Annotated in this window: 19 protein-coding genes and 1 pseudogene; 12 read left to right on the plus strand and 8 right to left on the minus strand. The window is 58.6% G+C overall.

The genetic code is table 11. The features are described 5' to 3' along the window. Window positions 1-71: 71 nt before the first annotated feature. From RR42_RS25335 to RR42_RS25355, 5 genes are all read left to right on the plus strand, one after another. Window positions 72-842 (plus strand): ABC transporter ATP-binding protein, encoded by a 771-nt coding sequence (locus tag RR42_RS25335; RefSeq protein ID WP_043357883.1) that lies wholly within the window; start codon window positions 72-74, stop codon window positions 840-842. Window positions 843-877: 35 nt separating this feature from the next. Beyond that, the gene (locus tag RR42_RS25340) at window positions 878-1,585 is read left to right on the plus strand and encodes an ABC transporter ATP-binding protein (protein WP_043354037.1); all 708 of its coding nucleotides are present in this window, start codon (window positions 878-880) and stop codon (window positions 1,583-1,585) included. A 4-nt stretch (window positions 1,586-1,589) separates the two neighbouring features. Beyond that, window positions 1,590-2,477: a branched-chain amino acid ABC transporter permease gene (locus RR42_RS25345; RefSeq protein WP_043357885.1), complete on the plus strand. Its 888-nt coding sequence runs from the start codon at window positions 1,590-1,592 to the stop codon at window positions 2,475-2,477. Between the two features lie 11 nt (window positions 2,478-2,488). Continuing rightward, entirely contained in the window at window positions 2,489-3,511 is a 1,023-nt protein-coding gene (locus RR42_RS25350) for a branched-chain amino acid ABC transporter permease (RefSeq protein ID WP_043354039.1), read from the plus strand. Window positions 3,512-3,689: 178 nt separating this feature from the next. Next, window positions 3,690-4,691 carry a zinc-dependent alcohol dehydrogenase family protein gene (locus RR42_RS25355; RefSeq protein WP_236702190.1) on the plus strand — a complete coding sequence of 334 codons (1,002 nt, stop codon included), beginning with the start codon at window positions 3,690-3,692 and terminating at the stop codon, window positions 4,689-4,691. A gap of 77 nt (window positions 4,692-4,768) precedes the next feature. Here the strand turns inward: RR42_RS25355 and RR42_RS25360 are convergent, their stop codons facing one another. Next, a complete protein-coding gene (locus RR42_RS25360) occupies window positions 4,769-6,433 on the minus strand; it encodes an AMP-binding protein (RefSeq protein ID WP_043354041.1) in 1,665 nt (554 codons plus the stop codon). Window positions 6,434-6,675: 242 nt separating this feature from the next. Here RR42_RS25360 and RR42_RS25365 point away from each other — a divergent pair, with 242 nt between their 5' ends. From RR42_RS25365 to RR42_RS25380, 4 genes are read left to right on the plus strand one after another with little or no spacing between them, the layout of a single operon-like run. Then, complete coding sequence (locus RR42_RS25365) at window positions 6,676-7,425, plus strand: nitroreductase (protein WP_236702191.1); 750 nt, start codon at window positions 6,676-6,678, stop codon at window positions 7,423-7,425. Between the two features lie 48 nt (window positions 7,426-7,473). After that, window positions 7,474-8,844, plus strand: a complete 1,371-nt coding sequence (locus RR42_RS25370) for an MFS transporter (RefSeq protein ID WP_043354043.1) — start codon at window positions 7,474-7,476, stop codon at window positions 8,842-8,844. A 23-nt stretch (window positions 8,845-8,867) separates the two neighbouring features. Next, window positions 8,868-9,626: an SDR family NAD(P)-dependent oxidoreductase gene (locus tag RR42_RS25375; protein ID WP_043354046.1), complete on the plus strand. Its 759-nt coding sequence runs from the start codon at window positions 8,868-8,870 to the stop codon at window positions 9,624-9,626. A gap of 11 nt (window positions 9,627-9,637) precedes the next feature. Next, window positions 9,638-10,837: an acetyl-CoA C-acyltransferase gene (locus tag RR42_RS25380; RefSeq protein WP_043357893.1), complete on the plus strand. Its 1,200-nt coding sequence runs from the start codon at window positions 9,638-9,640 to the stop codon at window positions 10,835-10,837. A gap of 72 nt (window positions 10,838-10,909) precedes the next feature. Here RR42_RS25380 and RR42_RS25385 read toward each other — a convergent pair whose 3' ends face one another. The 3 genes from RR42_RS25385 to RR42_RS25395 form a co-directional block, all read right to left on the minus strand. Then, window positions 10,910-11,668: a Crp/Fnr family transcriptional regulator gene (locus tag RR42_RS25385; RefSeq protein WP_082055100.1), complete on the minus strand. Its 759-nt coding sequence runs from the start codon at window positions 11,666-11,668 to the stop codon at window positions 10,910-10,912. Window positions 11,669-11,973: 305 nt separating this feature from the next. Continuing rightward, on the minus strand, window positions 11,974-12,612 hold the full coding sequence (locus RR42_RS25390; protein WP_043354048.1) for a TetR/AcrR family transcriptional regulator: 639 nt from the start codon (window positions 12,610-12,612) through the stop codon (window positions 11,974-11,976). Between the two features lie 390 nt (window positions 12,613-13,002). Beyond that, window positions 13,003-14,070 carry an alkene reductase gene (locus RR42_RS25395; RefSeq protein ID WP_052494959.1) on the minus strand — a complete coding sequence of 356 codons (1,068 nt, stop codon included), beginning with the start codon at window positions 14,068-14,070 and terminating at the stop codon, window positions 13,003-13,005. Window positions 14,071-14,594: 524 nt separating this feature from the next. Here RR42_RS25395 and RR42_RS25400 point away from each other — a divergent pair. Beyond that, window positions 14,595-15,011, plus strand: a complete 417-nt coding sequence (locus tag RR42_RS25400) for a winged helix-turn-helix transcriptional regulator (protein ID WP_052494960.1) — start codon at window positions 14,595-14,597, stop codon at window positions 15,009-15,011. Between the two features lie 282 nt (window positions 15,012-15,293). On the opposite strand, the gene RR42_RS25405 is transcribed toward RR42_RS25400, so the two are convergent. The 4 genes and pseudogenes from RR42_RS25405 to RR42_RS25415 all read right to left on the minus strand — a co-directional run bounded on the left by RR42_RS25405 (window position 15,294) and on the right by RR42_RS25415 (window position 21,098). Further along, window positions 15,294-17,009 carry a tannase/feruloyl esterase family alpha/beta hydrolase gene (locus RR42_RS25405; protein ID WP_052494961.1) on the minus strand — a complete coding sequence of 572 codons (1,716 nt, stop codon included), beginning with the start codon at window positions 17,007-17,009 and terminating at the stop codon, window positions 15,294-15,296. A 273-nt stretch (window positions 17,010-17,282) separates the two neighbouring features. Continuing rightward, on the minus strand, window positions 17,283-17,528 hold the full coding sequence (locus RR42_RS41230) for an IS4 family transposase (protein WP_144409947.1): 246 nt from the start codon (window positions 17,526-17,528) through the stop codon (window positions 17,283-17,285). Further along, window positions 17,446-17,849: pseudogene (locus RR42_RS39930) on the minus strand (transposase DNA-binding-containing protein); the annotation flags it as partial. The gene RR42_RS41230 and the pseudogene RR42_RS39930, both read right to left, overlap by 83 nt. A gap of 405 nt (window positions 17,850-18,254) precedes the next feature. Then, on the minus strand, window positions 18,255-21,098 hold the full coding sequence (locus RR42_RS25415) for a LuxR C-terminal-related transcriptional regulator (protein WP_082055101.1): 2,844 nt from the start codon (window positions 21,096-21,098) through the stop codon (window positions 18,255-18,257). A gap of 610 nt (window positions 21,099-21,708) precedes the next feature. Between RR42_RS25415 and RR42_RS25420 the strand changes: the two genes are divergently transcribed. Together RR42_RS25420 and RR42_RS25425 are read left to right on the plus strand one after the other, a co-directional pair. Then, window positions 21,709-23,778, plus strand: coding sequence for a sigma-54-dependent Fis family transcriptional regulator (locus RR42_RS25420; RefSeq protein ID WP_052494965.1), 2,070 nt, complete (start codon window positions 21,709-21,711; stop codon window positions 23,776-23,778). 943 nt (window positions 23,779-24,721) lie between these two features. Continuing rightward, window positions 24,722-26,659 (plus strand): hydantoinase/oxoprolinase family protein, encoded by a 1,938-nt coding sequence (locus RR42_RS25425; RefSeq protein WP_043354050.1) that lies wholly within the window; start codon window positions 24,722-24,724, stop codon window positions 26,657-26,659. Window positions 26,660-26,667 lie beyond the last annotated feature (8 nt).

Consider the following 26,667-nt stretch of genomic DNA (forward strand, 5'->3'; position numbering starts at 1 on the left):
CGACCCGCGAGCGGCTCATCGCTGCGGCCGCACTGCACGGAGCGACCTACATTCATGATTGGGAGGTGACGATGATGGACGTCATCCTAGAGACGCGCAGCCTTACGAAACAGTTCAAAGGCTTTACCGCCGTATCAGACGTGAATCTGAAGATTCAACGTGGCCATATTCACGCACTGATTGGACCAAATGGCGCGGGAAAGACAACCTGCTTCAACCTTCTGACGAAGTTCCTTGCTCCGAGTAGCGGAGCAATCTTGTACAACGGTCGAGACGTCACCGGCGCCAAGCCCGCACAGTTGGCGAAAGACGGGATCATCCGCTCGTTCCAGATATCTGCGGTGTTTCCCCACCTTACGGTCCTGGAGAACGTGCGGATCGGCCTTCATCGCGCGCTTGGTACCTCCTTCCACTTCTGGAAGAGCGATCGCACACTGCATCGTCTCAATGAGCGAGCCATGGCGTTGCTGGAGGAGGTTGACCTCGCCGCTTATGCCGACGCCATCGCTGTAGACCTTCCCTATGGACGAAAGAGGGCGCTCGAGATTGCAACCACTCTGGGCATGGAGCCGGAGCTGATGCTGCTCGATGAGCCGACGCAGGGGATGGGGCATGAAGATGTCTCCCGGGTAGCCGAGCTGATCAAACGCGTATCTGCAGGCCGAACCATCCTGATGGTTGAGCACAACATGAATGTTGTCTCTGGCATCTGCGATCGAATTTCCGTCTTGCAGCGTGGAGCGCTACTGGCCGAAGGAACGTATGCGGAGGTATCCGCGATTCCGCAGGTCATGGAAGCGTATATGGGAACGACAAGCGGGTCCTTGGTGGGATCGCATTGAACATAGGGCGAGATTGCTCGCAGGGGGGAGTGCGGATGGAAAAGGCGCTTGAGGTCGTCGATTTGCATGCCTGGTATGGGGAGTCCCACATTTTGCACGGGCTCAACTTCTCGGTGAACAAGGGGGAGGTTGTTACGCTGCTTGGCCGAAATGGTGCCGGCCGAACCACAACACTCCGGGCAATCATGGGGCTTACAGGTAGCCGGAGGGGTTCGATTAAGGTGAGTGGGATCGAGTCAGTGCATATGGCAACCCACAGGATTGCCCACCTGGGGATCGGCTACTGCCCGGAGGAGCGCGGCATCTTCTCCGGTCTCACTACGCAAGAGAACCTGATGCTGCCGCCTACGTTGTCGAGATCCGACCGTGGCATGTCGATCGATGAGATCTACGGCATGTTTCCGAACCTCGCGGAGCGAAGAAATAGCCCTGGCACGAGATTGTCTGGAGGAGAGCAGCAAATGCTTGCTGTGGCGCGAATTCTCCGCACCGGCGCGAGGCTACTTCTTCTTGACGAGATATCCGAGGGGCTGGCCCCCGTGATCGTTCAAGCTCTCGCGCGCATGATACTCAGGCTTAAGGAAAAAGGGTACACCATCGTCATGGTAGAGCAAAACTTCAACTTTGCGGCGCCGTTGGCGGATCGCTTTTACATCGTCGAGCATGGCGAAACCATCGAACATTTTACCGCGGGCGAGCTTCATGAAAAGACCTCGTTGCTAGGTGAACTACTGGGAGTCTGATGAGATGGACGAGATTCTTGGAATTCCAATGCCAGCCCTGATGAGCCAACTTTTGATTGGCCTCATCAATGGCTCCTTCTACGCGATGCTTTCGCTTGGGCTGGCAGTCATTTTTGGGTTGCTCAACGTCATCAACTTCGCGCATGGGGCGCTTTACATGGTAGGAGCGTTCCTCGCCTGGATGGGGATGAATTACTTTGGTATCAACTATTGGGTGATGCTGCTCGCATCGCCACTCATTGTTGGCGTTATTGGACTCCTGATCGAGCGGACCATGCTGCGTTGGCTGTACAAGGTAGACCATATCTACGGCTTACTGTTGACCCTTGGGATTACCTTGGTTGTGGAAGGTGTATTCCGGGCCGCCTACGGTGTCTCGGGGCAGCCTTATGCCGCACCGGATGCGCTGTCCGGTGGCATAAACCTTGGGTTCATGGTGTTGCCTACCTATAGAGCATGGGTCGTGGCAGCCTCACTTCTGGTCTGCATGGGTACCTGGTACGTGATTGAGCGCACGAAGCTTGGAGCCTACCTCCGGGCGGGGACGGAGAACCCGAAGCTCGTTGAGGCATTCGGTGTCAATGTGCCAGTCATGGTCACGCTGACATATGCGTTTGGCGTGGCGCTTGCCGCGTTCGCCGGAGTTCTCGCTGCGCCCGTGATCCAGGTGTCTTCGCTCATGGGTTCGAGCCTGATCATCACAGTCTTTGCGGTGGTCGTCATCGGGGGGATGGGGTCGATCATCGGTTCGATCCTGACAGGTCTCGGACTTGGCGTAATTGAGGGTCTGACACGCGTTTTCTACCCTGAATTGTCCGCGACCGTGGTCTTCATCCTCATGGCGATCGTGCTGCTGGTACGGCCATCCGGGCTGTTTGGTAAAGAGAATTGATGGAGTAGTCGATGAGTAAGATAGCGTTCTGTTTCATCGCGCTGTGCGGCGCCATTTTCCTGCCTTCACTGATCTACCCGGTGTTATTGATGAAGATCATGTGCTTCGCACTGTTTGCCTGCGCCTTCAATCTGTTAATTGGCTTTACCGGACTCCTTTCGTTTGGACATGCCGCGCTCTTCGGTGCAGCCGGCTATATGGCAGGGTACGCAGCCAGGGACCTGGGCATTCCGATTGAAGGATCGATCGTTCTTGGCGTGTTGGCATCTGCGTTGTTGGGGTTCCTTATGGCGGGTCTGGCAATTCGGCGAAAGGGTATCTACTTCACCATGATTACCCTTGCGCTGGCGCAGATGGTCTACTTTGTCTTCCTTCAAGCTTCCTTCACGGGTGGCGAGGATGGAATGCAGGGAATTCCGAGAGGGAAACTGATGGGGATGATCGACCTCTCTGATGATACGGTCATGTACTACGTCGTCCTGGTCATCTTTGCATTGACACTCGCACTCATTGCCCGCATTGTCCATTCTCCGTTTGGGCAAATCCTGCGAGCGGTGAAGGAGAACGAGCCTCGTGCCATCTCGCTCGGGTACGATGCAGATCGCTACAAGCTTGTTGCCTTCATTCTTTCCGCGGCGTTGACGGGGCTTGCGGGCGCGACAAAAGCGTTTGTCCTCGGGTTCGAAACGCTCGTTGATGTTCACTGGCAAATGTCGGGACTAGTGGTTTTGATGACCTTGGTCGGCGGTGTTGGCACGCTCACCGGGCCGATAGTCGGTGCAATCATCATTCTCATCCTCGAGAACAAGCTTGGCGAAATCGGTGTATTCCTCGCAGATCTCACGCATATTGAATGGTTCGGAGCCCTCGGCGAATCGGTGACTATCGTGACTGGTTTGACGTTTATTGGCTGCGTGCTAGTCTTTCGAAAGGGCGTAGTCGGCGAACTCAATACATTGATACTGAACATGCGCAGAAGCGGAGCCAAGTCTGCCGCCCGGAAAGATGTGAGTGCGGTACAGGAGCCTTCGTGACTTAATTGAGGCTGACACAGGCGGGGCACTATTGGAACCAGAAGAGTCGATTAAGGTCGATATCGGTGAGGCGCGGTCCTGAGTTCAATTGGCACAGTACCGGTTCAACGATCCAGTGGAAGAGCTGACAAGAGAGGTGGAATTGATGCGCGCGTTTCAAGTAGATCAGGCGTGGTCCATGGATAACGTCAAAATGGCCACCCGTACGCGACCGACACCAGGGCCTGGCCAGGTGCGAGTGAGAATGAGCGCTGCGGCGTTGAATTATCGTGACCTCATCATTCCCATGCGTGGATACGGTAGGCGAATGCAGGATCTGCCATTGATTTTGCTTAGCGATGGTGTGGGCATCGTTGACGCTATGGGTGATGGTGTGTCAAGCGTGGCATTGGGTGATCGAGTTTGTCCGATTTTTTACCAGACTTGGCTGGCTGGAAAGCCCAGCAACGAGACAATGCTCTCCAGCTTGGGTTGCGAACAGGATGGAACCATGAGTGACTACATGGTGCTGCCGGCCGAAGGCGTTTGTCACGTCCCTTCACACCTTAGCGACTTTGAGGCGGCCACACTGCCCACCGCGGCTGTCACTTCGTGGCGTGCTTTGGTGACTGAAGGGGGACTGAAGGGGGGAGACAGGGTCCTGTTGCAGGGCACAGGAGGCGTTTCGCTATTCGCTTTGCAGTTCGCCAAGTCGCTGGGTGCGCATGTGATCATCACTTCGTCGAGTGACAAGAAGCTGGCGCGGGCACGAGAGCTCGGTGCGGATGAGACCATCAACTACACCACGGATCCGCAATGGGGACGCTCCGTCAAAGCGATGACGGACGAAGCCGGGGTTGACCACGTCATCGAAGTCGGAGGAGCGGGGACGCTCGAGCAGTCGCTGCGTGCAGTTCGCACGGGGGGCACCATCAGCATGATCGGCGTGCTCTCCGGTTCCGAACCCAGGATTCCTCTCGGCCAGGTTGTCACGCGCCATGTTCGGCTACAAGGCATTACCGTCGGAAGCCGGGCGGACTTCGAATCCATGTCGGCGCATATTGCCGGACAACGGCTGCGCCCGGTCGTCGACAGCGTATTTCCGTTCGAAGCATTGCGAGACGCCATGGATTACCTGGTTACTGGCCAACATTTCGGGAAAATCTGCATCAGTCATGCAGGCCAGATGGCGAATAACTGATGCTCCGAATGGCGACGAGCGACGAGCGACGAGCGACGAGCGACGCAGCTGACTATCGTAGATCGCGGACAGTGCCCTCAATCTGTGTGATTGGCAGCCAGTTCCGTGATCGCTTCCCGGCTGCCCGCTAACGCACGCAAGCGATACTTCTGAATCTTCCCGGTTCCCGTCTTGGGTAACGCCCCATACACAACCCTGGTCGGGCACTTGTAGTGGGCCAGACGGCTGCGGCAGAACGCAATGATCTCAGCTTCCGTCGGCGCTGCCACACCGTTCTTGAGTTCGATGAACGCGCACGGCGACTCGCCCCATTTGGGATGAGGTTGCGCCACGACAGCGGCAATCAGCACGGCGGGATGCTGGTGGAGGACGTCCTCGACCTCGACCGACGAAATATTCTCTCCGCCTGAAATAATCACGTCCTTCGACCGATCGGTGATCTGGACGTACCCGTCCGGATGCACGACGGCGAGATCACCCGTGTGGAACCACCCACCGGCGAAAGCCGCCTCGGTGGCCTCGGGGTTCTTCAGGTAGCCTTTCATCACGATGTTGCCGCGCAAGAGCAACTCGCCCTGTGTCGTGCCGTCCCAGGGGACCGATTCCATCGTGTCCGGGTCGGCCACACGGAGCCCTTCGAGGCCTGCGGCGCGGTTTCCCTGGCGAGCCATCAAGCGGGCCTTCTCATCGCCGGACTTTTCATTCCATGCGGGATTCGCGTACGAACTCACCGGCGTTCCCGACGCTTCGGTGATGCCATACACATGCTCGACGTCAAAGCCCTGCTCGATCACTGCCTTGAGCACGCTTGCAGGCGGCGGAGACCCAGCGGTGCGGATACGCACAACGTGCGAGAAGGGACGGCGCTCCTCCTGCGTCGCGGTGGCAAGTGACGAAAGCACGATCGGCGCGGCGCAGAAATGGTCCGCACCGTATGCCTCGATTGCACTAAAAATGTTGGCAGCGGTCACCTTGCGCAGGCAAACGTGGGTGCCGGCGGCCGCCGTGACGGCCCATGAAAAACACCAGCCGTTCGCATGGAACATGGGGAGCGTCCACAGGTACTTCGGCGCGCGCGGCATTCCCCAGTCTGTCAGCTGCAACATGCTCATGAGATATGCGCCGCGATGACTAGGCACCACGCCCTTGGGGTCGGATGTCGTGCCGGACGTATAGTTCAGCGCGATCGCATTCCACTCGTCATCGGGCCAGACGCCGGGGAAGTCGATGTCGCCCTCGCGCAGGAATTGCTCATACTCCATTGCGCCGATCGGTTCGCCCGCCGGCGCCAGCGCGTCGGCAATGTCGATCACCAGTGGCGCATTCGGCAAGCCTTGCAAGGCCTCGGCAGCCAGTGCCGAGAACTCACGGTCCACGAACAACACCTTGCATTCTCCGTGCGCGACGATGAACCGCACGCCGTCAGCATCCAGGCGACAGTTGATCGCATTCAGCACTGCACCGCTAAGCGGAATGCCGTGATGGGCTTCGACCATTGCGGGTGTATTTGGCGCCAGAATCGACACCGTATCTCCGCGGCCGACGCCGCGCTTGACCAGCGCGCTGGCCAGTTGCCTGCAACGCTCCCTTGTTACCTTCCAGGATTGGCGAACGGGGCCATGGATGATGGCGGTGCGGTCCGGATACTGCTCGGCGCACCGGTCAAGAAAGTGCAGGGGGGTGAGCGGCATGTGGTTCGCGGCGCGGCGATCCAGTCCGACCTGGTAGATGTTCGTGTTCATGCGTTGTCTCCTGCAGATTTTCGAGGCTGTCGGGCGTGCTCCGCCAGCGATTGATCTTAGGTGCTTAAGTGGGTGACGATACCGCTCATGGCGCGCAAACAATGTCTTGCACAGGACAATGCCGTGCTCGAAGCATCCGCAGCCATCTGACGCGATTGTCGGCTACGTGACAGTGAGAACGCTGGGCCGGCACTACGCTCCTTCCCACACGCTCGTGTGAGCTGGTGAGAAGGGAAGCGAAAGTGAAAGTGAAAGCGAAAGCAAACAGATTGGCGTCGCCGCCTGGCGAGTTGGCAACGATTCGTCAGGCCGTGGAATGGGCCATCGTCACCCGCCGCAGCGTGCGGGCCTTCCTGCAGAAGACGGTCCCGGTCGAAACGATTGAAGCGATCCTTGACGTGGCTCGCTACGCCGCAACAGGCGTCAACATTCAACCGTGGAGGGTCCACGTGGTTGCCGGAGAGGCAAAGGAACGCCTTTGCGCAGCGATCCGGCGCGTCGATGACGATCCTGCGCTTTCCACCAGCCATTCCGATGAATGGGACTACTACCCGGAGCAGTGGGTCTCGCCGTATGTGGACCGTCGCCGTTCATTGGGATGGCAGCTCTACGGGCTGCTTGGCATCGAAAAAGGCAACAAGTCGCGGATGCAGCAGCAGCATGGCCGCAATTACCTGTTCTTTGATGCGCCGGTCGGATTGCTCTTCACCGTGGACCGAGTGATGAGCGAGGGCAGCCTGCTTGACTACGGGATGTTCCTTCAAAACATCATGGTGGTCGCCCGTGCACACGGTTTAAGCACCTGCCCGCAGGCGGCGTTCATGAAGTACTACACGATCATCGAACAGCAGCTTTCCCTGGCGCCAACCGAGAAGTTCCTGGTGGGAATGAGCCTCGGCTACGCAGACGAGAGCCGCGTGGAAAACACACTCGTGTCCGAGCGCGAGCCGGTGTCGAGCTTCACCTGTTTCCACGGCCTGGAACGCGCTTGACCGAAGATTTCACAACAATGACTTGATCCATCACGAATGGAGGAGACGATGAAAAAAGATATCGATGTGCAAAAGGTTGCAGAGAACGCCCGGTTCTCCGGGTTTCACGGCATCATCCTGTTTTGGTGTGTGGTGATTCTCGTGCTCGATGGCTATGACTTGGCGGTCGTCGGCGCTGCACTTCCTTCGATCATGAAGGAAATGGGCGTGGACGCCACCAAGGCCGGATTCATGGCCAGTTCGGCTCTGTTCGGCATGATGCTGGGCGCTATCTACCTGGGGACGCTTGCCGACAAGATTGGTCGCAAGCTGTCGATTTGCATCTGCGTGGGGCTGTTCAGTGTGTTCACTGCCGCTGCAGGCCTGACCAGCGATCCGGTCAGTTTCAGCGCGATGCGCTTTCTCGCCGGGTTGGGGATCGGCGGTGTCCTGCCGGTGGTCACTGCCCAGATGGGAGAGTTTGCCCCTGGCAAGGTGCGGGCGAGATTGGTGACGATCGTATTCGCCGGTTATTCCATCGGCGGCATCCTGGTCGCCCTGACCGGCAAGCAGCTCATCGGCGCCTACGGATGGCCGGCCGTGTTTTTGGTGGCGGGCCTGCCGGTCCTCTTCATTCCGTTCATCCTGTGGACGATGCCGGAATCGATGGCCTTCCTCGCCAAGAAGAATCGGCAGGAGGCACTCCGGCGTGTTGTACAGAAGATCGCGCCGGAGCTACGCATCGCCGATGACGATCGTCTTGTCGTACCGCAGGAAGCGATGGCGTCCAACGCTCCCGTCAAGGCATTGTTCGCCGATGGCCGTGCGCTGAGCACTGTCATGCTGTGGACGGCGTTCTTCACCGGGCTTTTCATGGTCTATTCGCTCAGCTCGTGGCTGACTAAGCTGATGGCGATGTCTGGCTACAGCCTCGGATCGGCGCTGAACTTCGTGCTGGTGTTCAACATCGGGGCAGCATGCGGGGCGATTGGCGGTGGGTGGCTGGGCGACAAGTTCAACATCAAGCATGTACTGGTGGCCTTCTACGCGACCGGTGCGGTGTCGCTCACCCTCATGGGATACACGAAGGCTACTGAGCTGCTCTTCGTACTTGTCTTCGTCGTCGGCGCATCGACGCTGGGTACGCAGTTGCTCGCGTACGCATACGCTGGCGAGTTTTACCCCGGCTCCATTCGATCGACCGGCGTCGGCTTCGCCTCGGGAATTGGCCGTCTTGGCGCCATCGTGGCACCGGTGCTGATTGGGATGCTGGTCGCTATGAAGCTGCCGCTTGAGCAGAACTTTCTTGCGATCGGTATTGCCGGTGTGATTGGAACGCTTGCCGTCACGCTGGTCGACCACCGCCGCAGCGCCTCCGTGCGGACGAAACAAGGTAGTTCGCTCTCCTCGCTGGATGTACGGTCGTCCACTCATCACTAAACCACTCTTACCGATTTACCGATATGCAAATTCAGGACAATGTTTTTATAGTGACGGGCGGCGGATCCGGGCTGGGCGCTGCCACGGTACATGCCCTTGCCGAAAATGGCGCCAAAGTCGTGATCGCGGACCGCGATGCGGATGCCGGCCAAGCTGTCGCCAAAACATCAGGCGGCGCCTTCGTGCGGACCGATGTCACGGACGAAGAAAGCGTGCAGGGCATGTACGCATTCGCAACGCGATTGGGCGTACTGCGCGGCGTGATCAACTGCGCTGGCGTGGCGCCCGCTGAGAAAGTCATTGGCAAGAGCGGGGTGCATGCCATGGCTTCTTTCAGCCGGACCATGCAGATCAACGTCGGTGGCACCTTCAACGTGCTGCGCCTTGGGGCGGAGATCATGGCCGGTCAGGAGGCGCTGGCGGATGGCGAGCGGGGCGTCATCGTCAACACGGCCTCCATTGCCGCATTCGATGGCCAGGTTGGGCAGACCGCCTACGCCGCCTCGAAGGGCGCCATCGTCGCCATGACGTTACCGCTGGCCCGCGAGCTGGCGCGCTTCGGCATCCGGGTCATGGCAATCGCGCCGGGAATCATGGAGACGCCGATGCTACTGGGTATGCCGGCAGAAGTGCAAAAGGCGCTTGGGGACGCCGTGCCCTTTCCACAGCGTATGGGACGGCCAACGGAGTTCGCGGACCTTGTGAAACACATCATCGGCAGTCCATATCTGAACGGCGAAGTCATTCGTCTCGATGGCGCAATCCGCATGGCGGCAAAATGAAGGAGATTGGCATGACGAACACAAACGATCCCGTGGTGATCATGTCCGCGGCCCGCACACCGATCGGTGGCTTCCAGGGCGCGTTGGCATCGTTGACAGCGCCGGAGCTGGGGGGCGCTGCCATCCAGGCCGCCGTGGAGCGGGCAAAGATCGATCCCGCGTCGGTCCAGGAACTGCTGATGGGATGTGTCCTTCCCGCCGGACTTGGGCAAGCCCCGGCGCGGCAGGCGTCCATCAACGCAGGCCTGCCGCTTGGCGTGCCATGCACGACGATCAGCAAGGTCTGCGGTTCGGGCATGAAGTCGGTGATGTTAGCCCATGACCTCCTTCTTGCTGGATCGAACGACCTCATGGTGGCAGGCGGCATGGAGTCGATGTCGAACGCGCCGTACTTGTTGCCGAAAGCGCGTGCGGGATACAGGCTTGGCCACGGCAAGCTCATTGACCACATGTTCTTCGATGGCCTCGAGGACCACTATGGCGACGATACGCGTGGCCGGTTGATGGGAACGTTTGCGGAAGATTGCGCCGACGCATATCGCTTCAGCCGGCATGCACAGGACGAGTGGGCGGTTCTCTCGACGCTGCGCGCGCAGGCGGCCATTCAGGCGGGGCACTTTGCCTGGGAGACCGTGCCGCTAACCGTCGCGGGGCGCAAGAGCAGTGTGACGGTCCGGGAGGACGAGCTGCCGCTCAAGGCCGACCTGAGCCGCATTCCTACCCTGAAGCCTGCTTTCAGGCAGGATGGCACCGTGACGCCGGCAAACTCCAGTTCGATTTCGGACGGCGCCGCGGCGCTGGTGCTTACCCGCCAGTCCGTCGCCGAGCGCATGGGCGTGCGCCCCCTCGCGAGGATCGTCGGTCATGCGAGCCATGCCCAGGAGCCCGCCAAGTTCGCGACGGCGCCGATTGATGCCATTCGCAAGCTCCTGGATCGCACCGGATGGGCGACCGCCGATGTCGATCTGTGGGAAATCAATGAGGCCTTCGCGGTGGTCCCAATGGCGGCTGTTCATGATCTCAGGTTGGATCGGGACCAGGTGAACGTCCACGGCGGGGCGTGCGCATTGGGACACCCGATTGGCGCTTCGGGCGCGCGAATTCTCGTCACGCTGCTTGGTGCGCTTCGAAGAATCGGTGGCAGGCGAGGTATTGCAAGCCTCTGTATCGGGGGCGGTGAGGCTACCGCTGTGGCTGTCGAACTCGTCTGACGCCATCAATGGCAACGTGGCGCGCCGCCATTTGTCTTCCAGCGCGCGTCACGGGAGCCCCTGCGGCGGCCTTCAGTCACCGATGTGGGCAAACTGCCGCATCCCTTCGAGATCGAGGATCTGTATGGAGCCATACTCGATGGCAAGCATGCCGGCGTCGGCCAGTTCGCGAAGCGCCCGATTGGTGTTCTGCCTTGACAGGCCGGACAGACGGCCGACTTCCTCCTGAGACAGGCTCAGTGTCCGGTCGGTGGACGGGTAGAGTTGCTGGTGAAACAGTTCGGCCAGGCAGAATGCGACGCGAGCTGCAGCTTCATGCAGGCGCAGGTTGTGGACCAGGCCAACGTAGTAGCCGCACCGGGCATTGAGCTGGTCGATGACATAGCGGCTGAAGGCGGGATTGCGGTCAAGGAGCCAAAGGAAAGTCGCACGGGGCACAAAGGCCACGCGGCTCTCCTTGATCGCAACGACCGAATATGGGCGCGGCTCGCGCTTCAGGACCGCCCCCTCACCAAACCATGATCCGGCCGGAACGCCGGCGAACGTGATAGCCCGCCCGCAGGCCGATGCGGTGTCGACCTTCGCCATGCCTTCGATCACGGCCAGCCAGTGATCGGCGGGGTCCCCACGATGGCAAGCCACTCCGCCGGCGGGATATTGGCGCTCGTAGGCGTCGGCCTGCACTCTGGCTTGTTCCTCGGCCGTCAAGCCAGCAAACCACGTAGCGCTTTCGACGAAGGATTCTAATGAGGCGGAGCGGGACGAGCGCGTGCGCAGGAGAAATTCGGGGGTAACGGATCGTTCCCGATGCGGGTTCGACAGCGTTTGCATGACAACTCCTTTCTTGCGTGGGTGGCACGATTGAGTGTGCATGCGTGTCTCCTTGCATTCAGCGCCGGTCAGGCTGCCGTAGTCTTAAGTGAAATTGTGATTTCACTTAAGACTACGGCGCGCCCCATCCACTGTCAAGGATTAGCTAGGCAGGGAAAATCCTAACAAAACGGGATCATTCGGAAGATTTGCGGCGCAAGAGCCACAAATCGTGCGCGTCGATAGTTCGCCGTAAGTGAAACGGAGGTTCATTTTATGCGAAAGGAGTGTCGCACATGCCTGCATGAGCCGCGAACGACGCACTCTTAGGGCGGGAAACTCAAAGGACGACCGGAAACACCGCGAAGGCAGAAAGTGATAATGGTTGCCGCCTGAGGGATCAACGGCGCGGTATCTGGCCGGGGTTCGGAACTCAGCGGCGCGACGAGCCCTTCGAACAGGCAGCCGACGATGCAGTCAGCCGACGCCGCAACATCCTGGGCTGGAAACTCGCCGTCGGCAACACCCTGCTCGATGATCGTCTTGAATACCCTGGACAGCGCACGGTGATAGGTCAGCCTTGCAGCCTCCACCTCTGGCTCTACCGGCTCAGCAACCAGCGCGTGCGCGAGCCGGCGACCTCGCAAGGCACGACTGGCGAAGGTCCAGGCGGCCGCACCGAGACGCTCGCACGCGGTCCCGTCGCCCATGGCGATGCCTGCGACCACATCCACTTCCCGTTGCGCCGTGGTCTTGACGACTTCGACCATGAGTTCGGTCTTGGAGGGAAAGTAGCGGTAAAGCGTGCCAATGGCGATGCCCGCGGCATCAGCGATAGCCGTCATCTGTGCCTCGCGAAATCCCGACCGTGAAACCAGGTCCCGCGCAGCTTTGAGAATAAGCGGATGCTTGTCGGCGCCGCGGCGCCGGATGCGAACACGCTGGGGATTCAGAAGATCTTGCATGCCAGGCTACTCGTCGCTCTGCTCGCACCAGGAAAGTGCGAAGTCATCGATAACGCTGAGCCAATTATGCCACCGGATCAGGGCAAGGCGCCTACGCCGGCTCGCGCCAGGGCCGTGATCAGAATCCTTGGGCCGAGCCGGTTCGCTGGACTAGGCGGATGGCGCGGTACCGCGGCAGGCCAAGCAAGCTGGCCAACTCCGACAGCCCCTCGAAGAGGTGTTCCCAGCTCGGATTGTTGTCCTAGGCAACGAGTGCGATGCAGGCTTGTCCGTCGCCGGGGTGCGAAGCGTAGAGCTGGACGGAATAAGATGAGAAAGATTAGGAAACCTCAGCTAACCGATTTCGCTTCGATCTCTATAGTTCTCCTGAGTCTGGAGCCAGGATGTCCGCTACGCCAGCGGAGGATAGTCAATATAGCCTTCTTCGGAACCGCTGTAGTAGGTAGAGGTGTCCGAGGTGGCCAGAGGCGCGTCCAAGCCGAAGCGTTGCGGCAGGTCAGGGTTGCTTATGAACAGGGTTCCAAATGTAATTGCATCGGCCAAGCCAGTTTGCAGCGCCTGTTCCGCGGACTTCTGATCATAGCCAACGTTTAATACGAGTAGCCCTGAGAAACGCTTTCGAGCCTCGGGCGCCAGCGGTTTCAGACCTTCCGGTAGGGTCGCAGATTCCATGAAATGCAGAATGCCAATCTTTTTCTTTTCCAGCGCTTCCACCGCGAACATGTAGGTCTGCTCGAGATTGGAGTCGCCCATGTCATTGTACGGAATACGGGGCGAAAGCCTGACCGAGACGCGGGCCGGTCCGAAGACCTTTATTGCAGCGTCGGTGGCCTCAAGCAGGAACCGAGCTCGCTTCTCAATGGTGCCGCCATAATCGTCTGTTCGTTTGTTTGGGCCGTCCTCTAGAAACTGGGCGGGCAGGTAACCATTGGCACCATGAACCTCGACACCGTCAAAGCCCGCCTCTTTCGCGGCCTGTGCAGCTTTTTCGTAGTCTGCGATGGTGGCTTTGATTTCATCGATTGTCAGTTCGCGTGGTGTCACTGACGGTTTGACGCCTTCTGGCGTGAACGCCTGGCTATGGAAGGGGACGGCCGATGGTGCGACCGGGAGTTTTCCACCATGAAAATCAGGGTGGGATGCTCTTCCGGTATGCCAGAGCTGGGCGAAAATAAGACCGCCGGCTTCATGAACAGCCTGGGTTACCTTCTTCCAGCCCGCAATCTGCGCAGGAGCATAGATTCCGGGGGTATTCGCCCATCCGATCGCCTGGGGACTGATTTGAGTGCCTTCTGAGAAAATAAGACCCGCCGATGCGCGCTGCGCGTAATAGGTCGCAGTTAATTCGTTGGCAACCTGATCCTTGGATCGACCTCTTGTCATCGGTGCCATGAAGACTCGATTCTTGAAGGAGAGATCTTCGTTGCCCACGGCAGTTAAAAGCTTTGAGTTTTTCATTCTTTCCTGAGATGTTCAATCTATGGGTGTCCGCTCGCGCTCAACGATTGCTCACCCACGGTTTAATCAAAGAAGTGCCTCCTGTCGGATGACTATTGGCGGGTGCAAACCGCCAGCAAGCGTGGCGAACGAGGGTGACGGCTCGGACCGTTTTTCCTCAAGGTGACAATGGGCATGGTATCAATAACAAACCTAGTGTCAATTAGGCACTCTTGATCGCCCTAGTAGGTCGGAGGATACCTACTGTCAGGGTGCGGGGCTGAACCCATGTCCGCATAGGCGCTAGTGACATCCTGTCCAGACCAACTGAACCAACACCAATTGTGGCGACTCCCTTCACTTTCTTCGCCCAACCTGCGCAGTTCGGACCCTCTGCCCCGCGGCGAGGGTAGGCGGCACTCGGTTGGTATCAGATTTGACATCGACATGAACCCTATTGCGTCAGGAGGGCATGTAGTATATTTGGTAAACCAAATTTCAATTAGGCGTCACTAGTAGCCTAGGTATATCAGAGGAAACCTCCAGTGCTCGAATTAAAGCCGCAATGCTTCTCGTCGGATTGCCCTAGCCGGGCGCTTTTTGACCAGATCGCAGATAAGTGGTCGATGATGGTTCTGGCCGTCCTCGATGACGGGCCACAGCGCTTCAACGCCATCAGGCGTCGACTTGAGGGGGTAACGCAGAAGGCGCTCACGCAGTGCCTCCGGCGGCTTGAACGTAATGGCCTGGTCTCGCGGCACGTCATCACGTTTTCGCCGGTGGCGGTGCAGTATGAGATCACTCCGCTTGGCCGAACCTTGCAACAACCGTTTCGAGCGCTGCACGAATGGACGCTTGCCAAGTTGCCCGAGGTCGAAGCCGCTCGGTTGCATTTTGACGAGTCGTCGCGGATCTCAGGATCTAGTCTGCACACCGAAAGTCCGAACGGTATAGGCTTGTGACGCAAGGCTGACAGCGGTGGGCTCGGTGGACTCGGTGGGAGCGAAAAGGGGTGGGTCCGGCGCTTTGGAGCAAACGCTTCTCCCCGGCCCACCCGTAAAACCTGCGCAAAGTTCGCTCCGTTCTTAGGTCCTGCGCCCCTCCAAAAAAATGCCTGGCACTACCCCTAACGCCATGTGACAAAGGTCTGGAGACCTCGAGCAACCATAGGCGGCTAGTTGGACGGCATGAATGCCGGCGCCGCAATGTAGCACCGTGGAGGTATCGTCAACATGCTTTCGTCGTTATTGTGCGCAGGTAAAGCTAGCCGCGGAATTCACGTCGCCGCTGACGTACTTTGGCCACGTCGGATATTCGCAAAGGGGACGCGTGCGGTTGGCTGTCGGCCCATTCGCATCCGTGATGACGAGTTGGTTTGGCGGATTACCGCTTGTCACCCAGTTGTCAAGGACAGTCAGGGCGTCATAGGCACCCCCAAATTGGCCACCAGAGCCATGCGCCGCCCCTGGCACCAGATAGAATTTCACAAATTCATTAACGGTCGCTTGCCCATATCGTGTCAAAAGACGATTGTAGTAATCAACTGACATCTGGGCAGGGATGAACTGGTCGGACTGCCCGTGCTGAAGAATCAGCTTTCCGCCCCGCGCCTTGAAGGTGGCCAGATCGGTGCTCGTGGCATCCATCATGTTACTGACCGCCTGCGTCCGCGCCGTGAGGGTGCCGGGATCGGAAAAGTTAAACGACATGAGGTCTACAAGTTGGGTGCGGGAAATCGCAAAATTCACAAGCGCATTTGGGAACGCATAGAAGAACGATCCTTGGCCCGAGGCAGGATCCGCCAAGGCCTCTGTTGGGGACAGACCCAGAGGCGCCACGAGGCCGTTCCAGAAGTCGGTCCCGGCGAGGATGTTGTAACCGGGGATCGTATGGATGCCGTTAGCGAAATCAAAAGTGATCGTCAACGGCGTAGCGATAGTGTTGACGGTATTAAGTTGTGCGTCAGACAAGCAGGTATTGCCTGTATCAGCCCCCCCTGGGCACCGCAATGTCGACGGATCGAAGTTGCAGGTCGACGGGTTGCTAATGAGACCATCTGTTGCGCCGTCCAGCGCATCGCATTGGGCCATCACAGCCGCTTTAAGAACTGTCGCCTTCGCCGATGTAATAAATCCTCCAGGTGCAAGCGAGGCCTGCGAGACCCGTCCCATGGCAAAGGAGAGGCCCAGAAGCTCGGAGGCCGGGTAAGTTGAAATTACGCCATCATAGTCGGCTGGATATCGCTGGGCGGCCACCAGGCCTTGTCGGCCGCCTCCCGAACCACCAATGTAGTAGCTGTGAAGGAAGGATTTTCCATAGCGGCTTTGCGCCAGAAACGCAGCGACGTCGTGCGTCTTCTTGACGTGCTCACCGGCGTAGTTCGCCAGAGCTTCATCGTTCTGCAAGAACACGCCTTCAGAAAAGGTTCCCTGGTGCCCGCTGTCACTGCCGAGGGTCACGAAGCCCCGTGCCAACGGCGTCTTGGTTCCGGTGCGCTCCGTGAGAGTGAGCGCGGAGCTAGCGAAACTGGCAGTTGCCGGAATGGTACCGTCCAGGCCACCGCCACCGAAGTGAACGGACTTTTCATTCCAGTTGCTCGGAAGGTCCACTTCAAAGCGGATATCAGGCGCCTGAAAATCCACCGGATGAATCTTCCCCAACACTTTGCAATATTCGCCCGACTGGTTGCCGGTTTCAGTTGACGCTACCAACGTCGCGCTGGATACAGATGCGCCAGTTGTGGGAAGACCTATCGCCGAAGCGGGAATCTCGAGATTTTGAAAACCCGCACACAACTCGGCAGGAGTCTTGCTTGGCGCGCTCGGGCTACTTGGTGATGTCGTGGTCGCCGCAGACGATGCCGTATTATCGTCTCCTCCACATGCAGCAAGTATTGCGGTCGATCCAATAGCGAGAACAAAGCCCTTGCGGACTGTGTGCATGAATGCATGGTACTTCATGTGTCTGGTCTCCTCTGATGTTTTGTAGCAATGGTCGGCCACTCGCCCCTGACCATTGCGTCTCGTCAAGACGCTTCAGTTATTCTCTGTGTCCGTTGTATAAGCGTCAGGCTGAATGCTACTGCTCGGTGAGACGCCACATTGTCATGTGCAAGACAGTACAGTTGGCGATGCGACGGGATGGCGAGGAATGGAATCCGGGAGAGCGTGAACGGAATGGCGAACCACAACATCTTGGAATGACCCGATTACTGCGTGGTCACTGCGCGGAAATCATTTTGGCTTGCAGCCAAGCCAAATCGTATTCGCGCCTGGATCGTCATTGCCCTTGCGACCAAGGAATCCGCCAAGGCGAGCAATCGGGCGCAGCACTTCGTTCAGGCTTGGCTTGGCGGGCTGCCTGACACGGGTCAACAGGTACCTTTGGCCCACTGCACTTGCCAAATTTGTCCCGCTTCTCGCGTGCCCACATCCACGCGTCCAGCACGCCAAGCGGCTCGCGTTGCGGTGTGACGGCATAGGGCGGGTCAAATTCATGCCGCGCTGCGCTTCATAGCTCAGCGGCCCCAGACCGATCGCCCCTTGGCCGTTGAAATCAAGTTCCGTCGTGTCCTGAAGACGCAGCACGACCGGCTGAGCCTGCATTCTCTGTTGGGTCTGCTGCCAATGCGGCGCCAGAATATCGCGCCAGTCAACGCTGTCGTTGCCCAAGAAGCGATAGGCTTCCATCGTCTCTCGCCAGCCGTGACATGCCTTCGGAACGCTGGCCATCGGATCGGCCGCCAATCGCTCCATGAATATCCTCGTTCGCTTGTCGAGGCGCGCATCACCGAGATCCAGTTGAGCAAATTCAGTCGCTGCCCAGTGCGTCGATTCAGTAGATAATACGTCGCCAAAAATGCGAGAGTAAGCGCGAGGCTCGGGGAGTTTACAAGTGCCGTCTCAAGTCATTGAAAGTAAACAGCTTTCCTGCGTCCCCTCGGTCGCCTTGATAGGTCAGAGATGTGTATAACCGCATGGATTATGATCGGGTTATTTGTTTTCTGCGTGGCGTCCGCCGTGTTTTTTGCTTACAAAGAATTTAGAGGTAATTATCCTGATCGTGGTTTGTCATTGACTGAAAACATTGGTCTCAGCCTTTTTAGTAAGACACTTCTACGTCGTCTCATGCGCAAGCAGCTTGCACAGGTCGTCATTCTCTTCAATAGCAGCCTTAGCGAAGGGGCTGCTCAATCTGGATCCGTGTTACGCCTTATCAAGCAGCCGTAGCCTTCTCGCCTCAGCAATCGCTTGACCGCGGCGCGCCACACACAGCTTATTGAATATCGATTTAAGGTACCACTTGACCGTATCAACGCTAATGCTCAGCGCTCGCGCGATCTCTTTGTTTGAGTGACCTTGATCAATAAGTTTGAGAATTTCGATTTCACGACCTTTCAGGCGATCATCGAAGGGTGGCTTTGGATCGTCTCCAGCATCTAGCTTAGGAATTGGCTGCTTCATTGGCAATTGTAGAGGCAGACCTCGAGCAGGGGCTCTACTAGCTGTGATCAACAGGTTTGCTGCCGCGCCGACATCGGAGTGCGCGCCGGAGGATCCTTGGTGACGGCGTGCTTTCTCACGCAGCCGCTCCAGAAGCCTGATGACGCGCTGTCCCTCGTCCAGGAAGATTCGAACGAAGCCGAGCGATACCCCTTCTGTTACCGCTCTTGTCAACACGTCTTCCGCTTCCGATTCCTTTCCAGAGAGACTGAGTGCAATAGCCATCAAGACGCTCACTACGATCTCGTGATACATGCGTCCAGTTGCTCTGGCGCGCTCTGATTGGAGGCGCAGGATAGCGATCGCCTGTTCCGGATGACCCTGCTCACAGAGTAGACGAGCTCTCGCAACTTGGAGGGTATCCCAAATTTGCCCCCCTATCCCTGCGGCTGGCACCTCACCGTGGTATTGCTGGAAGTGCGAGCCGTCTAGTATTTGCTCGGCTGTGTGAATGTCGCCAGCCAAGAGGCTGATCCGTGCCTGCTCGCAGGCAACGGCCACACCGAGGCGAGTGAGTCCCACATGCTTGGCTGTTTCCTGACCTTCCTTGAGGATAATGCTTGCGGCGCCGCGATCACCCTTCAGAACCATCAACCTGGCAGAGGAAATGAAAGTCGCCATATAGAAGTCTACAACTCCGCCTTCGAATCCAAGTACTCGGCTGTCTTGAAGGAGTTGTTCCGCTTCTTCAAGCTCATTCATCTCGTATTTCATCTGACCCAGGAGGGAACCTGATAGATGGGCGGCGTGTGATTCTTTTCCGGCGGTGTTTTGAGCCAGTACAAATGCGTCAAGAAAATGCTTCTTGCCTAGGTGGAGGTTTCCGGACAAGTAGGCTGCAATACCGGAGAAACAACGACCATATACCGCACTGAATAGCCCCTGCGCACGGTCCTGGAAATCGCGAGCCCAAGTCTGCAATGGCGGAACCTTGTCAAACTGGAACGTATGGATGTATCGGTAAGTCAAGATATTGGCTGCGACCCCAACGACCCAGGGTGGGTATTCGGAGCTGGATTCAAGGCATGGTTGGACCATTCGCTCCACGTCATCGATTTCGTCCGCATATATGGCAATGCAGGCGCGAATGACATCAGCCTCATGAGTCAGAAGTTTTTTTTCCGAGGGAGTAGCATTGGCCGCAATTCGCGCAACATGCGATAGTGCCTCCTCTGCCGCGTGAGGATGATGTGTGAGGCAGTTAGCCCACGCTATCGCCGTCTGGAGTAGAGGCCTGTCGACAAGCAGGTCTTTCGGCAGTTGGCTCACGAGGCCGAGCAGGGAACCCATATAACTGTTCTGCACCAGCGACATCGCATCTTTTTCAACCAGCTCGATCGCACGATGTTTCTCACCGGCGGCCAATGCATGACTCAGAGACTCCATGGTCTGCCCATGCAGAGAAAACCAGACTGAGGCGGCAAGATGAAGGGACGGGATGAGTGTGGGAAAGTCCCTCTCCAGTTTTCGCTGCAGGAACCCGGCGAACAAATGGTGATAGCGGAACCACTGCCTGTCCTCGTCCAAGGGCAGCAGAAAGAGATCCTGTCGTTCGAGCACATCCAGAATGTGCGCGCTGTCCTGCCGCCCGGTGACAGCGTTGCACAGGCCAGGAGATAGTCGCCCTAGCAACGAAGTCTTGAGCAGGAAGTCGATCATGTCATTGGGCAGGCTGGCCAGCACATTTTCGGCGAGATATTCACCGATATCGCGAGGTGTGCCGGAAGCCCAGTGTAGGAGGCTCTCTCGGTTCCCGGCACGTCGCAACGATATTGCCGCCAGTTGAAGTGCTGCGACCCATCCCTCCGTGCTGCGCCACAACGTGGCTAAATCCACTGGGCTAAGTTCGAGCGCCTTGGTATTGGACAGGAACATGCTCGATTCTTCGTAGTCGAATCGCAGATCCGTCGCGTTGATTTCGATGAGTTCGTTTTGTACTCTGAGCCTCGCTAGCGGCAAGCCAACCCGAGTCCGACTTGCGACGACCAGATGGAAGTTCGGTGGAACGCGTGAGAGGAAGAGTTCCAATGCCGCATGAATCTTTGGCTCGCTGACCAGGTGCCAATCATCCAGGAAGAGCACGAATTCCTGATCATAAAGCTCGAATTCATTAATGAGACTACCCATGACGAATTCCGTGGCATTGCCAGGATTCGATTCAATCACTTGTGCCAGACCGGAGCCGATATCCGGCTCAACGGTGCGGATGGCTTCGACGACATAGGCAAGAAGGCGCTCAAGGTCGTTGTCCGACGCATCTACAGAGAGCCAGGCAACCACTGCGCCTTCTTGTGAAAGCCGTGCGTACCATTGTGCTGCCAGCGTTGTCTTGCCAAAGCCGGCGGGGCCGTGGATCAGTACCAGCTTATGGGCTAGTGTTTGCCCGAGAATCCCCACAAGACGCGCGCGTTCAATCAGCTTCGCCTTGTTGAAGGGCGGTTTTAGCTTTGTTGTAACCAGCGGGCTTTGGCGGATTCCGACTCTCTCTTCCTGACTGGGATTGCCCACACCCGTCGTGGGCGGAAACTTGGGTACTCGTTCAGTCATGAGGTCTGTCTTCTGTCTTGCATGCGAGGGAAATTGACCGACGACTGACGCGTCATTGTTGACGTTGCGGGAAGAATGTGAACTCTAACGTGCACATCGCCGACGGACTGGCGGGCCTTGACGGGGGTGCTGACGCTGTCATTCAACTTGTCTCCGATGTAGCAATTTTTGAGGGACCATGCTGCGATGCGGCATTTCCGGCCCTGGTACCCTTACTATAAATCACCCCCAGAGTCCGTAAAACCCCAAGCGGACGCGCACATAGCCAACGCTGCTTGACCACGTTATGCCGCCGTCAGGGTTCCCCCGGAAGTTTCTCCATTGCACTCGCACTCTTGCTGTTGGCAGGCTGGTAGCGCGCAGGTTTCGAATGCAGACCATCGCGGATAGGCGAGAGGACCGGGTGAATTCCTCGCCGACTCGTCGCTGTTGCCCAAGCCTCAGGAGGTGGGTGTGCTGTCAGCGGCGCCAGTACTACCCAATGTATCCAGCCATACCACTCTTTTAGGTGGTGATCCAATTCGCCACCGGCTCTAACCTACGGTTGTCCGGCTGAATGATCAGACTCTGGTCGATGAGAAGTGAACGACACACGCAGGAGACAACCAGAATGCCCGCCAGAGCTTTAGAGCAGATGTTCTCGCGACCGGAGAATGACGGCCGCGTCATGTCCGCTTGGGAACGATTCCAGTGCGGTCGCGAAGCCGACTCGAGCACCCTCCGGCGGCTGATCGACGATTCATGGCGCCGCTGCCAGCAAGCCAGCGTCAACCCGGACCGCGCCAACGCACCGCTACCGATGTCCGAGGACAAGCTGCATCTACTGCGGGATCAATGCGCCGAATTGCTCGGCGCCAGCACGCCGGTGATGGCACTGGCGCGAGATTTCCTGACTGAGACGGGTACGGTGATGGTCCTGACCGATGCCCGCGGCACGGTTCTGAATCTGGAGGGCGATACCTCAACACTGGGCGCCGCGGAGAACGTCCATCTGATCTCGGGGGCCAACTGGAGTGAGCCGGCCTGCGGCACCAACGCGATCGGCACAACGCTGGAGATCGGGCAGCCCGTGCAGATACATTCGGCAGAACACTATTGCGAGGGCATCAAGCGCTGGTCGTGTTCCGCCACGGTGATCCGCGATCCGCTCGACAACAGCACGCTGGGGGTGCTCGATGTGTCGGGTCTCACCACGTCATACAGCCGCCACGCGCTGGCGCTGGTGGTATCTACGGCGGCTCGCATCGAGGGAAGGCTGGCGCAGACCGAATTGGACATCCGCTGCAGCCTGCTTGAGGCTTGCATCGAGCGCGTTACGGACAATATGAGCGATGGCGTCATTCTGTTTGATCGCAGAGGCAGGGCAATCAAGGCCAACGGCCTCGCCACGCAGATGCTGGCCGAGCTAGGGCGCGCAGATGGTCGCCCCGCAGGACCGCGGCTGACCGAGATCACGATCGGTGGCAACGGTGTGCCGATCACGCTGCCGGCGTGGGCGAGTCGTGACTGGCTGGAGCCGGTGATGGTTAGCGGGAGACAGGTCGGGGCGCTGCTGACATTGCCCTTCCACCAGCGCGCGCGCGGCACCGCCCGGTCGGTTCCTGAGCCCGTGGCTGCGTCTTCCGACCGCTCGTTTGAGCGCGTTATCGGCCACTCCGCGGCGATTCAGCAGACCATCTCCCGAGCAAGGCATCTGGGAAAGTCACGCGTGCCGGTGCTGCTGCTCGGCGAAACCGGAGTCGGCAAAGAGGTGTTCGCGCGCGGCATTCACGAAGCAAATGCGGACAAGAGCGCGCCATTCGTGGCACTGAACTGTGGCGGCCTCTCGCGCGAACTGCTTAGCAGTGAGCTGTTCGGTCATGCCGAGGGTTCGTTCACTGGCGCAAAGCGTGGCGGGATGATTGGCAAGATCGAAGCAGCTGACGGAGGCACGCTGTTTCTCGATGAGATCGGCGAGATGCCGATCGACCTGCAGCCGCATTTTCTACGCGTGCTGGAGGAGAGCGAGGTTTATCGCCTCGGCGAGAACAAGGCTCGCAAGGTCAGCTTCCGCCTGATCGCCGCCACGCACCGTGATCTGCGCAGGCAGATCAGCGATGGCAACTTCCGGATGGACCTGTTCTATCGTATTGCGGTCACCAGCATCAACATCCCGCCACTGCGTGAACGCGCCGATGACATTCCCTTGCTGGCCGATCACTACCTGAAACTACTGTCGCGGCAACACGGACTCGAGTCTGTGCAGGTGACGCCCGGCGTGCTCGAGCGGCTTCAGGATTATGCCTGGCCCGGAAATGTGCGCGAGTTCAGGAATGTGATCGAGAACATGCTGTTGACGGCAGGCAATACCCTGATCACCGAGGCAGATCTGCCGGTGGAGCTTTTTCAGCCCCAGGCAGGCGATCGCGAGCGAATGGCTGTCGATAACGGCCGTCGGCCGCGTGTTCTGACGCGTCTAGAGGCAGCCGAGCGGAGGGCGCTGTACGAGGCCATTCGGCAATGCCAGGGCAACATGACTGCCGTGGCGCGTCACCTGGGGATCGCCAGGAGCACCCTATACCTCAAGCTCGAGCGCTTCGGTCTTGACGGCGTAGTTGATGAGTTGCGCAGCAGCGCGTCCGGTGGGCAAGTCATTCCGGATAAGCCGCCAGGTTGCTTTGCGGCCAGCTTCGCCTCGTAGGCTTGGGGCGATCGAGCGCATGGGCGTGCATGCAAACGCGTCGGATTATAGATGCCCGGCAATGTACCAGGTGATATCACGCCGGGCGTCGGTTTGATTCGCATACTGCCCCTGCCTCTCCATCGTCAGATCCAGCAAGTAGCGCCCAATAAGGGAAGGTCCGGCACCCCTTGCAGTTCACACTGCAAACGATCGCGCGGCGCGCGTGCATCGCCCGGTGCTCAGTGCAGGCATATGGACTGCCACCGCCTGGTACATCCAGCGCCGGGCGGAGCAGATCTACGCGACATACGATACTCGGGCACAGTATTGCTCGAACCAATCGCACTGCCGGTCAATTGCATTCCCCGTGAATGGTTGATCATGTTTACCATGGGGCGCCATCGAAAACTAGCGCGTCCCGGCAGAACGCAGCGCACGATTCCGCCTTTATCCATCGGTCTATTTCCTTAACCGATAGGGCTAGAGTCTTGAAAATCCATGCGACTTCTCGCTTTCGGCTGGCACCGGATTGTCGGCGGTGTCTTGTCATCTGTTTGCCTCATCGATTGAGGTTGCGCTCCTGTCGGCCTGTCCTGGGGAATCCAGCCACTACCCTGCTCTGGACAAGATCGCAATGAATTCTCGGAATAACGTTGCATCCTGTTCATTACCTCGTCAGGGTATTTGCCGGGTTTTTCGGCAGCTGCACTTCCGGTCTCCCAATGTTGCGTCGCAGAATGTCCAGCGAGGCTCATGATGTCTGTCCGGGAATCGGACAGTAGATCTGAGGCGGTCTTTTCTGACGGGAGTAAAAATACAGTGAAATCAAGTAGATAGCTTTTTTTGTCGGCCTCTCCAGATCTGGCACGGGTTTCGCGTTATAGGGACTGCGGAACTCAACCGACGCTACCCGGACATCGGGGGCAATGACTGCGAGATCAACGCTAGGAGACGGCACGACATGACGTTGCAAATCAACATCGATAACGGCGGGACGCTCACCGATATCTGCATATTGGATGACTCGACGGTCAGGAAGACCAAAGTCCTGACCACGCCATACGACCTGAGCAAGTGTTTTTTCGAGGGGCTGGAAAAGGCATCGGGCATTGTCTACGGAAAGCCGGACGTAAAGCGTCTGCTGGAAGAGGTAGACCTGATCCGTTATTCGACGACGCAGGGCACCAACGCCATCTGCGAACGCAAAGGGCCGCGGCTGGGGCTAATTGTCGACGCGAAAGCGCGCGATCTGCCGGTGCGCTTGGCCGAGCATGACCCGGATGTATTCGAGGCGCTGGTCGGCGACCGCGTGGTTTTTCTCGATTCCGCGGTCGTGATGGGCGACCAGGCCGAGATCGACGTGGTCAAGGCAATTAACCACCTCACCGCGAACGGCGCGAACCGCCTGGTGGCGAGTTTCGGCGGCAGCAATTTCCTGGCGGTGGAAGACCGCTTCAAGAAGATCGCGTTGCGCAAGTATCCCCGGCACCTGCTGGGTGCCGTACCGATTCTGTACGGCAGCGATCTGACCTCCGACCGTGACGTGGTGCGCCGCACCTGGACGGCGCTGATCAACTCGTTTCTCCATCCGGCGATGGAGGCGTTCCTGTTCAACGCGGAAAACCGCCTGCGCGCCTATCGGACGAAGAATCCGCTGCTGATCTTCCGCAATGACGGCGACGCCTCGCGCGTCGCCAAAACGGTAGCAATCAAGACCTACAGTTCCGGCCCGCGCGGTGGCATGGAAGGCGTTAAGGCTTTCTCGAAGCGCTACGGCTTCAATGACACCGTTTCAATCGACGTCGGCGGGACGACCACCGACATCGGCCAGTACCTGAATGGCGCGGTTGCAGAGGTGCGCCGCGGCCACGTGGAGGGGATCAGTGTTTCGTTCCCACTGTGCGAAATCCTGAGTGCAGGGGCAGGCGGCAGCTCGATTTTCAAGGTTGTCAACGGCCGCATCACCATCGGCCCCGAGAGCGTCGGCGCGGTGCCCGGCCCGGCCTGCTTCGGTCGTGGCGGCAAAGAGGCGACGATCACCGACGCCGGTTTGCTGTGCGGGTTGCTGGACCCGAAGTCATACTTCGGCGGCGATATGGCGCTCGATCTGGATCGGGCCGCGACTGCCATTTACATCAACATCGCCGAGCCGCTGCAGGTGAGTCCGGACGAGGCGATCCTGCAGATGGAGCACGCCTACGAAGAGAAGATCGCCGTCGAATTGCATCGGTTCACAACGATCTCGAAGGACACCGTGATGCTCGCCTTCGGTGGTGCTGGCCCGCTAAACGCCTGCGGTGTGGCGGAGAAGGCCGGTATTGATCAGGTGGCGATTCCGCAGATGGCAGCGGTGTTCAGCGCCTACGGCATCGGCGCCTGCGATATCTCGCAGCGCTACACGGTGACGCTGGGGGACCACAGCACGGATTGCTTGAAGGAGGTGCTCAACGCACTGGAGGTTAAGGCATCGCGTGACATGTTTGCCGAAGGCTGCGCTGCGGGATCCTACACGGTCGAGGCGAAGCTGGTGGCCGATTTGGGAGATGGGGAGGAGGCGGTGCAGTCGCTCGATGCGTCGCCGGTCTTCCCGACTGCATTCGCCAGAGCCCGCTCGGTTGAGCTGGAATTCAAGGCGGTCAAGGCGTTGCGTTCCAACGCGTCCAGGACTGCCTCCTTCGCTAAGGCTAATCCTGCCCCGTCCGACGGGGTGCGCAACGTCCTCACGCGAGATAGGGGCCGCATTGACGTACCGGTCTACAAGTTGGCGCAATTGAAAGCCGGGGACTGGGCGACCGGGCCAGCGATTCTCGAAGAAGATTATTTCACCTGTCGGGTGCTCGATGGCTGGGCATTCGCCATCAGCGATGCCGGCGATATTCTGCTTAACAGGAAAGGCTGAAGCCATGA

The sequence above is a fragment of the Cupriavidus basilensis genome, from assembly GCF_000832305.1.
Classification (GTDB): Bacteria; Pseudomonadota; Gammaproteobacteria; order Burkholderiales; family Burkholderiaceae; genus Cupriavidus; species Cupriavidus basilensis_F.